Consider the following 14,069-nt stretch of genomic DNA (forward strand, 5'->3'; position numbering starts at 1 on the left):
TATTCTCTTTACTTACTCGACAGTGCATACCTTATATGTCGAGTAGTGAACATTTTCAACAAAACTGTTCATGGTCAAAGAAAATTTATTTTGTTACCATTAATTTTATCGACACATTGTCGATAAATCAAGAAAACAATGAAGGAGTTTACCAATGCAAAAGGAAATATCAGAAAGAAATAAAAAAATTATATTAGTTGTGCTCATTGCCGGCTGTTTTTTATCAACATTGAATCAGACGCTATTAAATGTGGCGATGAGTAATTTAATGGAAGTATTTGATGTTACGGCTGCAACAGTGCAATGGCTATCAACAGGCTTTATGCTCATAAATGGTGTTCTCGTGCCAATTACTGCGTTTTTAATGAAACGATTTACAACACGGCAGCTATTTATTAGCTCGATGCTCTCTTTGTTTATTGGGACGGTTCTCTGTGCATGTGCCGGGAATTTTGGCATTCTGTTAACAGGAAGAATGATTCAAGCAGTTGGAGCAGGAATTATTATGCCGCTAATGATGACTGTTATTTTATATTTATACCCTAGTGAAAAGCGTGGAAGTATTATGGGGACCATCGGATTTGCCATCATTTTTGCGCCAGCCATCGCTCCAACATTATCTGGATTTATCATTGAATATGTTTCATGGAGATGGTTATTTATTGGATTAGCTCCATTTGTATTAATCGTTATTATTCTCGCGCTAAAATATTTAATGAATGTTGCTGAAACAACAAAAGCAAAATTAGATATCGTAAGTGTCATTTTATCAACGATTGGCTTTGGTTGTATTATCTTTGGATTTAGTAGTGCAGGAAGCAAAGGATGGGATCATCCAGTTGTTATTACTACAATTATCATCGGAATAATCGTTACAACTCTATTCTGTTTACGTCAAATAAAGTCTAGCGATCCACTACTAAACTTATCCGTATTTAAATATAAAATTTTCACTCTTACTTCAATCATTAATATACTAATTACGATGATTATGTATGCGGATTTAATTCTATTACCGATTTACTTACAAAATGGACGAGGTTTTACTGCATTAGAATCCGGTCTACTTCTATTACCCGGAGCTGTCATTAATGCCTTCTTATCACCTATCACCGGGAAAATGTTTGATAAATACGGTGCAAAACCACTCTTTATTATAGGTTTAATATGTATCATTATTTCGATGTGGGGTGTAATTGATTTGACCGAATCCACAACTTATATGTATTTAATGGTTCGTACCATTATTCTACGAATTGGGTTAAGCTTCATTTCTATGCCTTTAAATACAGCAGGTTTAAACGCTTTACCAAGAGAACTGGGTTCACATGGTTCCGCAGTAAATAATACGATTCGCCAATTAGCAGGTGCTATTGGAACAGCAGTTATCATCACAGTGTATACGATTCAGTCAACTTCACATACTTTACAGTTATCTAGTAATAACGGGAACATATCAGCTATGCAAGTAACAAAATTATCTTCTATCTTCAGCTCAAGTGATGCCTATGTATTTATGTTAGTCTTATCTTTTGTAGCACTGATATTTGCATGTTTTATGCCAAAAAAAGTAGCACTCCAAAAATCCGAAAGTAACTCTTAAAACAAAAAATCCTACCCGTATGGAATACGAGTAGGATTTTTTATTATTTATTATTTATTTCGTTGCCCCGTCTTCAGTCGTCTTCACCTTCGTTTTATTTTTATCACGATGGTTATAGTTGTACTTAGAACGATCTACTGGAGTGAAGCCTTCTGGTGTGTAGAATCGTAATAAGTCGCCGTTAACAACTTGGTCAGAGTATTTTAGTGATTTTTGAACCATTTGTTCATTTTGTTTTATTTCGTCTGTAAATTCTACTGGATTTCCAGTCGCTGTATCATAGTATTTGCCGTTCAGTGCAGTAACTGTTGGGCTTACGTAGTTACCGTTACGGAACGGAACGACTTGTTTATGATCTGGCGATAATAAATCTGATCCGAATTGGACATAATTCTTTGTATCTGTACCTAGTAAGTGTAATAACGTTGGAAGAACGTCAATTTCTCCGCCGTATTGATGTTGTACGCCGCCTTTCATTCCTGGTACGCGAATGATTAAAGGTACACGTTGTAACTGTGCATTTTCAAATGAGTTCATTTCTTTACCCATTATTTGAGACATTGCTGCACTATGATTATCTGAAATACCGTAATGGTCACCGTACATAACAATAATTGAGTTATCGTATAAACCAGATTGTTTCAAGTAATCCATGAATCCTTTCACAGACTCATCTAAATAGCGTGCTGTTTGGAAGTACGTATCTACTGATGAATCACCAGTTTTAGCTGGTTCAATCGTTGCTTCCGCTTTATCAATAGGATAAGGGAAATGGTTCGATAACGTAATGAACTTCGTATAGAACGGTTGTTTCAACGTTTGTAATAACGGAATCGATTCGTTAAAGAACGGTTTATCTTTTAAGCCATAGTTTACTACATCTTTTTCGTTCATATCATAGTATGACGCATCAAAGAATTTATTAAAACCAAATGATTTATAAATTTCATCACGGTTCCAGAACGTCTTGTAGTTACCGTGGAACACTGCTGATGTATACCCTTGTTGACCTAAAATAGCTGGTGCTGATTGATACGTGTTATTAGCTTTATTTGTAAAAACAGATCCTTGCGGTAATCCAAACATTGAGTTCTCTAACATGAACTCAGCATCAGATGTTTTACCTTGTCCTGTTTGATGGAAGAAGTTATCAAAGTATAACGTATTCGCATCTTTTGTAAATGAGTTTAAGAACGGTGTAACTTCTTGACCATTTAATTTGTAGTTTAGTAAAAAGTTTTGGAATGACTCTAAATGAATATAAATTACGTTCATTCCTTTTCCTTTACCAAAATACTCAGGATTTGGACTTGCATACGTTGATGAAAGATAGTTTCTAACTTCTGTCATATTATCTCCATCAGCTAATGCTCGTTCGGTTGATGCTTTCGCACTTTGAATACCGTCATAAATCGTAAAGTTATACGCACCTAAATATTTCACGATATAATTGCGGTCAAATGTTCTTGTTAACAATTCAGGGCGGTCAGATTCTGCAAGACCTAAATTAACGCTAAAGAATAAAATACCTGCTACGAATACTAAAGATAATTTATGCTTTGCAACACGGATTGGTTTAGGATTTACAAATTTCGTTGCGACTAAAACAATTAGAATGATCGTATCTAAGAAATATAGTGGATCATATAAGTGTAGCAATGCAAAAATACTACCACCTAAATCTCCAAAGTTATTCGTTTGTGTTAATGTCGGGAACGTAATAAAGTCGCTGAAAAAGCGATAATATACTACGTTTGCGTATAAAAGTATAGACATTAACAAATTAATAACAATTAACCAAATGTAAGCTCGTTTCCCTTTTGCAAATAATGCTAGACCTAAAAATAGAACTGCTGAGCTTAACGGGTTGAAAAACAGTAAGAATTTTTGAATTGTGTTCGATATCCCCAAATTAAATTCTGTCACATATGCTGCATATGTTTTTAACCAAAGTAAAATAACGGCAAATACGAAAAATCCAAAATGATTACTTAATACTCGTTTACTCTTTAATAAAAATTGTTGCATCTCTCCACCTCTTTTGATCATCCAAGGCTTATTTTGTATAAGTCTGTCTCTCTATTCAATTTTTCTTCTTCAAATAGATTTTATTTGTTTAACTATATGAAGAATATTAGTAATTATAATTTGTAACTTTTATTTATTCAACTATTTCTTTCTAAACATTTTGACCTTGGTTTCTATTTAACAAAATAATTTTGTAACATTTCCTGTTTTCTCCCAAGGCTCATCCACTAATTATGACTCCACAAACTATAACCCTTTATTTCCTCATTTGCAAACTAATCTATCTCCAATTTTGGTACATATTTCACATAAGAAAAAGTGTAGTTTGACCTTATTACTCAAACTACACTTCTCCTGTTACAATTAACTCCTTCAATCCTATAAACATTAAATTTCATCTATGTATCAAAAATCTATGCAAACATAACATTACAACTTCTTACCACCGTTAATGTTATATTTGAATAATTATTCATTTAGCACCTTGGTCTTCACCTCTTTTCAACAAAACCCTCGCTCTCATAAAGAAAGCGAGGGTTTTCACTATTTATTATTGACCTTTATACATTGCATCTACTTGTTTTTGAAGTTCTTCATTTTCTAAGTACTCATCGTAAGTTGCCTCTTTATCGATTACACCGTTTGGTGTTACTTCGATAATGCGGTTTGCAATCGTTTGTACGAACTGATGGTCATGAGATGTGAATAACATTGTACCTTTGAATGCAATTAAACCGTTGTTTAATGCAGTGATAGACTCAAGGTCTAAGTGGTTCGTTGGATCGTCAAGTGTGATTACGTTCGCACCACTTAACATCATTTTAGATAGCATACAACGAACTTTTTCGCCTCCAGATAATACAGAAACGTTCTTCTTAACTTCTTCACCTGAGAATAACATACGGCCTAAGAAACCACGTAAGAAGCTTTCTGACTCATCTTGTGGAGAGAATTGGCGTAACCAATCAACTAAGTTGAAGTCACTGTTCTCAAAGTATTTAGAGTTATCTCTTGGGAAGTACGATTGAGATGTTGTAACGCCCCATTTGAACGAACCGCTATCTGGCTCCATTTCACCCATAAGGATTTTAAATAATGTTGTCATCGCAATATCGTTACGACCGATAAATGCAACTTTATCACCTTTATTTAAAGTGAAGTACACATTATCTAATACTTTTTCACCATCAATTGTTTTAGAAAGACCTTCAACAGTTAATAAGTCATTTCCTATTTCACGCTCAGGTGTGAAGCCAACGAATGGATAACGACGTGATGATGGTCTAATATCATCTAATGTAATTTTATCTAATAATTTTTTACGAGAAGTTGCTTGTTTCGCTTTAGATGCGTTTGAGCTAAAGCGTGCAATGAAGTTTTGTAACTCTTTTACTTTCTCTTCTTTTTTCTTATTAGCATCTTGTGTTAATTTTAAAGCTAATTGGCTTGACTCATACCAGAAGTCATAGTTACCAACATAAAGTTGAATTTTACCGAAATCAAGATCAGCCATGTGCGTACAAACTTTATTTAAGAAGTGACGGTCATGGGATACAACGATTACTGTATTTTCAAAGTTCATTAAGAAGTTTTCTAACCATTGAATCGCTTTTAAGTCCAAGTGGTTGGTAGGCTCATCTAGTAATAGAATGTCAGGTTTACCGAATAAAGCTTGAGCAAGTAATACTTTTACTTTCTCTGCCCCAGTTAATTCTGACAATTTCTTATCATGAAGATCTTCACCAATACCAAGTCCTTTTAGTAAGATTGCAGCTTCTGACTCAGCTTCCCAACCGTTAAGCTCAGCGAACTCACCTTCAAGTTCAGCAGCACGCATACCATCTTCATCACTAAAGTCTTCTTTCATGTAAATGGCATTTTTCTCTTGCATTACTTTGTAAAGTTGCGTGTGACCCATAATTACTGTTTCTAATACTGGGAACTCTTCATATTCGAAGTGATTCTGTTTTAATACTGCTAGACGCTCACCTGGCGTAATATGTATGTCACCTGTTGATTGTTCGATTTCTCCAGATAAAATCTTTAGAAATGTTGATTTACCAGCACCGTTCGCTCCGATTAAACCGTAGCAATTACCTGGCGTGAATTTTATGTTAACATCTTCAAATAATTTGCGATCCGCAAAGCGCAAACTAACGTTACTTACTGTAATCATTTGTGTCCTCCTACTAATACCGCTTATTTCAGCGTTTTCTCACCGATTGTCTTAAAAACCGCAAATTACGATTCACTTATTGTAGACTATAGCTATTATATAGTAGAAGATGGATGAATAGCAACGGTTGATTGCTATTCATCTCTTTTCATCCATGAATAAAATTCTTATTTTTAACGAAATAAGATTGTACAGAAATAAAATAAACTTTAAGGAGGTTTTTTTGAAGAAAACATTAATAATTGGTGCGTTATGTATATCTTTAGCTTCTTTAACTGGTTGCTGTGGTAATAACAATGCAAAAACGCCTACTGAATCAAAACAAGAAAAAAAAGAAACGAAAGTAACAGTAGATTCAATTATCTCTGAATTTAAAAGTGCTGGTCTACAAGCAGAAAATTCAACTGGACTTCCAGAAAAAGAATTTGGTAATCTTCGAAAAGAAGGAAAACGTATTATCGTACCTGCGCTCGGTGAAGATAAAGGCGGTAGATTATTCGAAATTACAAAGAAAGACGACCTAGAGAAAGTTAAGAAATATTACGATGAATTAGGAAACTCATCTCCTATGTTTTTCTCTCATACATACGCAAAAGGTAATTTCCTTTTACAGATGAATGGCGATATGAAAGACGAGGAATTTGCAAAATATAAAGATGTGATGGACAAGTTTATTAAATAAGAAAAAAACCCTTTTGAAATAACGGGTTCAGTTTAGGGAGAGAAAAATGCTAATAACCATTAGAAATAACACAATAATTTGTATGCATTTCGCATTATAAATAGCAAACTAAAACGCTCAGAAAATATTCTGAGCGTTTTTATTTCCTTCTTCAACTAAAGCACCCGTTAGCGTAAGTACAATATTTCACAATATGTTACTTTAAGTATCAAAAACAGCGATGTCTTTTTAAAGAATTGCACCAGTTAGTGTAAAAAGCTATTTCACCATTTGTATTGTTAACTTATCTTTTAACATTGACCTATATGAGTCAATTTCATATTTTGTATTATTAATTTTTTCTTTTTTCATTTTTAACATATCGAATATTTCTAACTCTAAATTCCTTCTAGCTTCAAGAACTTTTATCGCTCCTTCTACACCTGAATGGTTATGTTCTTTTCCATAGCCTTGGTTAGTGTAATAGTCGACAATTCCTGTGGACCATTCTAGGGTTCTTTCTTTTAATACCTTCCTAAATGAAAATTCAAGATTATCTTGTTCTACATACAATAACATTGGATTTAAATTCTCTATGATTTTTGCAACTTTCATTACATAATTTATTATTTTTTCTTTTTGTTCACCATATTTAATCATCCCAATCGTTAATGGATTTTGTATGAAACAACATTCAAAGATATAAACCTTATTGTCTTCTAGAGCAATTTCAGCAAAGTCATTCCATTTGTCAGCAATTAATTCAACATTTTTATCGAATGGTAATTCATATATATCATTTTTAAAAATAGTGTTAAATAATTCATCCGAAAACTGGTCACCAAACTCATTTTTTATCTTTCTGTATGGTAATAAATAATTGTTTCCTTTTTTTAGAACTCTTTTAAGAAGCACTTCTTTAAAATCTCCACTGTTAGATAATAATCTATCGAATTCAAATTTATTAAAACAAGATACACCATCATAGTCGGCTGGGTGGTTCAAATTTCCCTCTAAAAATAGTTCAACTTCAATTTTATTTTGGCTTAGAATTTCATTTATTAGCTTTGCAGTGGTTGATTTTCCAAATCCAGGTAAACCTTCTACTATTATTAGTTTTGTGTTCATAGTTATAAATCCCTTCCCTCAAAGTATTTAACCAAGATTAAAAAGATCACTTACTCCACTGCAATCACCCCTTCAAACTTAAAGTAACTTAACCTTTAGTTTAAGAACATTTTTTCACAATCTCTATAATTATTTTAACATAAATTTCTATTTACCTTTTAAAAAAATATAGTCCACCATTATTTGAGTGAACTATCTAAAGTAAATTATATTTTCTAAATCAAACACTTTTCCAGTAATCCCTAATCGTTGTGCTGGTGTTTTTACTGTTTTCTTTTTCCCTTCCTTTGTGGTAAATGACACACTTTTAAAAGGGGATTCTTTTATTTTCTTTTGCTTAATTTCTTTGTATAATCCTTCATTTTACTCGTTAACCCTATTAAAGCAGGTAACAATATTGGCATCACAATGATAGCTAATAGTAATAGTGCAACGCCAACAACGGATGCTACTTGTATAAGAGTCAATACACCTGAAGGGATTAATGCAGCAAATGTACCACCTAAAATAAGTGCCGCTGATAATACAACTCCTCCTATGTGACGAGATGCATTTACAATTTTCGTTACCGAATCACCTTCTATCTCGTTATAACGCATCATTACAAAAATGCTATAATCCACTCCTAAAGCGATAATCATTATGAAACTAAAGAATGGAACATTCCAGCTTAATGCATCTACATGTAATACATGCTTACTAATTTGTTCACTTATACCTAGTGATGCAAAGTACGCTAATATTAATGATCCAATAATAAAGATTGTGTTTAATAATGAACGTGTAATCACGATTAATACGATCGCAATTCCAATTAACATAATTGTAGCCGTACGTAAGAAATCTTGCCCGGTTACTTCTTTTAAATCAACGTTTCTAGCTGTTGTCCCTCCAATTGCTGTTTTCGCATTATTTAATTCGGTCCCCTTTAAAGTACCATCTATCGTTTTATTGATTTCTTGAATAATTGGCATCGCTTCTTTTGAATACGGATTCACGTCTAAAATGATTGTCATTTTAGCAGTCTTTCTATCGTGTGACATATACGTATTCAAAGCTTTTTGGAAATCTTCTCCCTCTAAAACTTCTTTTGGAATATAAAACTTCTCTGAGCTTTTTGATTCATTTAGCTCGCCTAAATATTTCTGTGCGTCATTTAGGCCGTTACTTACTTTCCCAAGCCCTTCTGTACTTTTAGATAAGCCTAATTGTAATTGCCCCATCTTTTCTTGCAAATCTTTCAGCCCAGTTAATAGCTGGCCTTGCCCATCATTTATTTTTGTTAATCCGGTTTGTAACTCTGATGACTTGTTCGCAATTTGTTTTGAACCTGAAGCACCTTCATTTAATCCATTTTTAAGATCAACTGCCCCTTTTTGTAATTTAGTAACTCCATTGCTCATTTCTTTTAAGCCGTTATCGACTTTCAATAATGATTGATTCGCTTCTTTAAATGACCCCATAGCTGCTTTATGCTGCGTCGCTAATTCATTTAATTCTTTTGATAGTACACTTAATTGCTTTTGAGCCTCTTTAGCAATTCCTATCGTTTGCTGTATGTTCGGATCATTTGCTAATTCTGGTTTCGTTTGAATGAAATTGGTCATTAACATTTCAATTTGTTCATAACCTTTTTTCGCGCCATCAATCGCTTGAGAAATACTTCCGAAATATTGATCGTAAGAACTTAAACCTTTTTCTAATTGTGCATAACCAGCATGAAGCTGTGAAGTTGCATTTGATAATACACTTATATTTTCGTTTACTGAAGCTAAACCACTCTCGATTTGCTGCGCTCCTTTGGCACCGTCGTTTATGCCATTCGATAATTGATTTAAAGCAGTTCCTAATGCTGATACACCGTTTTTCGCCTCGTTCGTTCCATCAATTAACTTTTGAACATTTGCGAGACTATTTGAATCATTACTACTCATTTTATCTTTCGCATCCGTTAATCCATTATTAATTTCTTTTATGCCACCATTGGCATCTCCTAATCCTGTATTCAGTTCTCCGGCTTGTTTATTTATATATAATTCTTTTATCTTATCACCGGTTGGACGCGTCGGTGAATATACCTCTGAAACTCCTTTAACTTTCGAAATTTTATCAGTTAGTTCATCTAAAGTTTGTAGGGAGGTCGCCTCATCTAACTTGTTATTCGATTGAATGACTAACGTACTTGGTGAAGAAAAACCAGGAGGAAAATGATCTTCTATGACGTTAATCCCCATCTTTGATTCATACTTATTATCTACTTCAAATAAATCATTGTAATTAAGTATGTTAGAGTATTTTAATACGAAAGGAATCGATATCACGAATACGATGATTAAAGCAACAAATGGCCTTGCTACTGAGTTTTTCGCAAAGAATCCCCATAAGCGGCTATCCTCATGACCTTTAAATGTTTTAACTGGATAAAACATTCCTTTTCCTAAAAGCACCATAAAAAATGGATTTAAAGTCGTTAATACGAGTAGTAATACTAAAACACCAATTGCTACCGCTGAAGTAGATTGATATAATTTAAAACTCGCTAACGCAAGTGATGCAAAACCAATTAGTACCGCTATACCGCTATATAATACGGTTTTACCTGCCGATTTAAATGTTTCTTTCGTGGCCAAAAATGCATTTTCTTGTTTACTTAATTCTTCTTTAAATCTCGTAAATAATAAAATGTTATAATCTGTTCCTACTCCAAACAGGACGACGACTACAAACACTTGCGTAAAGTTTGAAAATGGGAAATTAAATTGATCTACAAGATGAGCAATAATCCCCATTGAAACTAAATACGACACACCGACTGTAAGAAGAGAAACAATCGGAACAACTGGTGAACGGAATACGAGGATTAATACTACAAGAATGAAAATGATTGAAATAACTTCAGTCTTCTTCACTCCCTCTTGAGAAGATTTAAGAAAATCACCCGCTATTAAGTCACTTCCTGTTAAGTACGTTTTTACCCCTTTCGTTTGTACTTTTTTATGAAGATTATTTGCAACTTTTGATATTTCACCATGCTTTTTATCTATTGATATTTGCGTTAAAATAGTCGTATTATCTTTAGAAACTAACTGTTTCTCCAAGTCTTTATTATCTAAATGTGAAACAACTTCCTTTATTCCTAATTGCTCTTTTTCATTTTGCAGGGCGTTGATTGTTTTTATTATTTCCTCTTTTTGCTCAGTAGTTAAAGCAGCTTTATTTCCACTATTAAAAACGGCTATAATTTCGTATTTTTCAGTCCCGTCTTTATCCATTTCTTTTATCATTTTGTCAGCAATACTACTTTGTTCTGTTTTAGGAATCGTAATGTGCCCTTTTTCTTTCACTAATTTATCCATATTAGGCATCGTTACGATCATTGTAATAGTAATAACTATCCATAATAGAAAAGATAAACTTCTCCAACTTTTTAGCTTGCTCATTTGAATCATCTCCCGTTTTTAGCGTTTCACGTTAAGTGCGGAATGAATATTCATTCCTATTCTTTTAAAACTATCATTTCGGAATGAACGTTCATTCCTATTATCCTATTAATTTTTTTCAATTCTATTAAACCACTACCTACGGAATGAATATTCATTCCTTTAACTGTACAGATATATCATCTCCTGTAATCGTTTTTTATATTTGTTTAGGAATGAATGTTCATTCCTGTCCATATAGAGCTATAGAATCAAATGATTCTAATAGCATTCCAAGAGCTCTCTTCCAATTCTTTTACTAATTCTTTTGAGTATTCTAATTGCCCTGTTGCCATTACTTTAGTTAATTTTTCTAACGGTTGATATACAATAATAATTAAAGCAACTGGAGGCAATGGACGAAGAAAACCTTTTGCGATTCCATCTTCTATAATATTCATAAAGAAGCCTATAAAATCGTCAAATATTTTGTTACTCTGTTCATCAAGAAAATAACTACCACAGTGAGAATTTGTAAAAAGAAAAGCATCCACATTGTTTCTCGCAAATTCAAATAAACGGTTATAAATATGACTAAACTGTTCACGAATATTTGCTTCAACAGGAAAATCAGTTTTTAGTATTTCAGATAATTGCAACATGCTTTTTGAAAATAATGAGTTAACGAGTGCCTCTTTATTTTCAAAATAGCGATAAATAGTACCAGCGCCGACTTTTGCTTTTTCAGCGATCATCGGAATTGTCGTACCATCGTAACCACGCTCTGCGAAAAGTTGTATTGCAGCATCAAAAATATCCTCTTGTTTGTTTTTAGCCATTTTTTCACCTCAATTTTAGGAATGAAAATTCATTCCGCTTTTAATTATAAATTAGATGGATTAAAAGTCAAGTGTGCTACACAGTTACGTTATGTTTTTTAATCCCATATCTGTGAGTGAAATTATATCGGCGATTTTCATGATATATCAGCGCAACTCGAATTTTATCGGCGATTTTCAGAATATATCAGCGCAACTCAAATTTTATCAGCGATTTTCAAGATATATCGACTTAACGACAAAAAACAACAAAATAAGAGCGAACTGTACCAAAACTTTATTTGGTACAGTTCACTTTCAAATATACAATTAAAAGAAATCATAAATAAACGCTTCACGCACCGGGACTACATTCTCAAATGTTCGTATCTCCTCTTCGCTTCCACTAATTAATTCAAGCTTACTTAGCTCTAACGGACGTTTATAGCCAAACATTATTGTAGATAGCGCATTAATGTCCAGCTTAATTCCTTTATCTATTGTTTCTTCTTTCATAATTGTTATTTCCTGATTTGCAAGTCTCACCGTTACGTTATTCCACGGAGCAAATGAATCTGTAACGTGTAAAATCAATTCTTGCTGCGCATCGTTCCAGTTCAACTCATATTGTTTTAAGAACTGCTCCACATCTACAATTCTTCCCATAAAATATGGTTTTATTTCTGCCTTCACGCGTGGCTCTTGCAATGTATATAACAACGGTTCTTTCTCACTTAATATCATTTCAACTTCTTTAATCATAGAATCATGCTGGCAAATAAAGTTCCATAGGCCATTTCTCGCTTCATTATGCAGTGGAACAAATTCTTCTACTGTCATTTTATAATTTTCTATTTTATATAATACGTAACCAGCTGCCGTTTTATTTTCATCATAGTAAATCGCTAATGTTAAATCATGATAGACCGCTTGTAACCACCATTTTTCACTGCGAACTAGCATACCTGAAAAGCGTTCTGCAAATGTTTCATAAATTTTCTCTACTTCTTCTGGATGGTTTTCTTTATTAAAACGTTTCACAATACCATTTACTTGTTTTTTCATAATCAAATCGCTCTTCTCCATATGACATACAAGGCGATTTGCACAAAGCTCCCAGCCGTATTTGCGGTAAAATGAAACAGCAAATGGATGTAACATCGATACTGTATAACCAGCTTTTTTCATCGTTTGCAGTGAATGCTGAAGTAACTCTTTTACATACCCACTTCTTCTATATTCCGGATACGTCGCTACCCCTGCAACGCCTCCCATTTTAAATTTTTCTGTGCCTATGTAAATATGAAACGGAATAAGATGCAATTTTGCTGCTAAGTCTTCCCCTTCCATAATGCCGTATATTTCATGACTTTCTTTCATTCGAGTCATTTGTTGCTGCACTCGTTCCTCATCTGCTTTATATTGAAAAGCGTATTCTGATAAACATAATGCTTCTCTGAATTTATCTTCTTTTAATTGTATGACGTTCATCTTTTTCTCCCCCATTCCCTATATGTATTGTACTATCATTTTGAATGTTTCGGGTTGATGATTAGAAATATATCAACGTTTTGAATCCCAGATAAGATTGGTAGGAAAATACGGATTTACAACGTCAAGTAAATCCCATAATAAAAAAGCTTAATTTCTCGGTATAGTAAGGGAGAAATTAAGCTTTAGTTAGTTAATATGACTTACAAAGGCATATTTACCACTTTAAATAATATTAGGGTGATTTTTCTCGTTGTAAAGTTATAGAAAATTAATCCCCCGCATTATCGTTCTATTTACAGATTCTTAATCATTGTGCGATGAGGAATACCCGCATCTATAAATTCTTCAGAAATACTTTCATACCCTAAGTTTTCATAGAAACCAATTGCATGTTTTTGGGCATTCAATTTCACTTTAGAAATGCCCTGATTTTGTGCAAACTTCTCAATTTCATTCATAATTAATTTTCCAGAACCTGCTTTGCGATCAGTTGCCACTACACAAATTCGTTCAATTTTACCAACGCCATCTACAATACGAAAACGTCCAGCTCCAATTGGCTTGCTATTATCGTATAACACAAAATGAGTAGCGGTTTTGTCATGTTCATCAATTTCTTCTTCTACATCGACTTGTTGTTCTTCTATAAAAACCTTTTGTCGAATAGCGTAAGCATCTTCTAATTGTTGTTGATTATTTACGATTTCTACTATCATAAATATTTCTTCCCTTCTAAGTTAAA

At 33.3% G+C, this 14,069-nt stretch carries 9 protein-coding genes; 2 read left to right on the forward strand and 7 right to left on the reverse strand.

Annotation, left to right across the window (positions count from 1 at the left end; translation table 11 throughout):
• Positions 1–154: 154 nt before the first annotated feature.
• The gene (locus tag LUS72_RS14560) at positions 155–1,603 is read left to right on the forward strand and encodes a DHA2 family efflux MFS transporter permease subunit (protein ID WP_264446766.1); all 1,449 of its coding nucleotides are present in this window, start codon (positions 155–157) and stop codon (positions 1,601–1,603) included.
• A gap of 54 nt (positions 1,604–1,657) precedes the next feature.
• On the opposite strand, the gene LUS72_RS14565 is transcribed toward LUS72_RS14560, so the two are convergent.
• Both LUS72_RS14565 and LUS72_RS14570 read right to left on the reverse strand, forming a co-directional pair.
• The gene (locus tag LUS72_RS14565; RefSeq protein WP_097830442.1) at positions 1,658–3,631 is read right to left on the reverse strand and encodes a lipoteichoic acid synthase; all 1,974 of its coding nucleotides are present in this window, start codon (positions 3,629–3,631) and stop codon (positions 1,658–1,660) included.
• 550 nt (positions 3,632–4,181) lie between these two features.
• The gene (locus LUS72_RS14570) at positions 4,182–5,807 is read right to left on the reverse strand and encodes an ABC-F family ATP-binding cassette domain-containing protein (RefSeq protein ID WP_000633869.1); all 1,626 of its coding nucleotides are present in this window, start codon (positions 5,805–5,807) and stop codon (positions 4,182–4,184) included.
• 241 nt (positions 5,808–6,048) lie between these two features.
• On the opposite strand from LUS72_RS14570, the gene LUS72_RS14575 reads away from it, so the two are divergent.
• The gene (locus LUS72_RS14575) at positions 6,049–6,489 is read left to right on the forward strand and encodes a stress protein (RefSeq protein WP_373605116.1); all 441 of its coding nucleotides are present in this window, start codon (positions 6,049–6,051) and stop codon (positions 6,487–6,489) included.
• 258 nt (positions 6,490–6,747) lie between these two features.
• Here LUS72_RS14575 and LUS72_RS14580 read toward each other — a convergent pair whose 3' ends face one another.
• The 5 genes from LUS72_RS14580 to LUS72_RS14600 all read right to left on the reverse strand — a co-directional run bounded on the left by LUS72_RS14580 (position 6,748) and on the right by LUS72_RS14600 (position 14,043).
• Positions 6,748–7,596, reverse strand: a complete 849-nt coding sequence (locus LUS72_RS14580; RefSeq protein WP_097830440.1) for a P-loop NTPase family protein — start codon at positions 7,594–7,596, stop codon at positions 6,748–6,750.
• Positions 7,597–7,919: 323 nt separating this feature from the next.
• On the reverse strand, positions 7,920–11,036 hold the full coding sequence (locus LUS72_RS14585) for an MMPL family transporter (protein WP_141533386.1): 3,117 nt from the start codon (positions 11,034–11,036) through the stop codon (positions 7,920–7,922).
• A gap of 251 nt (positions 11,037–11,287) precedes the next feature.
• Positions 11,288–11,854 carry a TetR/AcrR family transcriptional regulator gene (locus tag LUS72_RS14590; RefSeq protein WP_097830438.1) on the reverse strand — a complete coding sequence of 189 codons (567 nt, stop codon included), beginning with the start codon at positions 11,852–11,854 and terminating at the stop codon, positions 11,288–11,290.
• Positions 11,855–12,163: 309 nt separating this feature from the next.
• The gene (locus LUS72_RS14595) at positions 12,164–13,324 is read right to left on the reverse strand and encodes a GNAT family N-acetyltransferase (RefSeq protein WP_071746313.1); all 1,161 of its coding nucleotides are present in this window, start codon (positions 13,322–13,324) and stop codon (positions 12,164–12,166) included.
• Between the two features lie 296 nt (positions 13,325–13,620).
• Positions 13,621–14,043 carry a GNAT family N-acetyltransferase gene (locus tag LUS72_RS14600; protein ID WP_071746314.1) on the reverse strand — a complete coding sequence of 141 codons (423 nt, stop codon included), beginning with the start codon at positions 14,041–14,043 and terminating at the stop codon, positions 13,621–13,623.
• Positions 14,044–14,069: the final 26 nt, after the last annotated feature.

Origin of the sequence: Bacillus cereus (assembly GCF_025917685.1) — a bacterium.
In the GTDB taxonomy this organism is placed as follows: domain Bacteria; phylum Bacillota; class Bacilli; order Bacillales; family Bacillaceae_G; genus Bacillus_A; species Bacillus_A cereus_AT.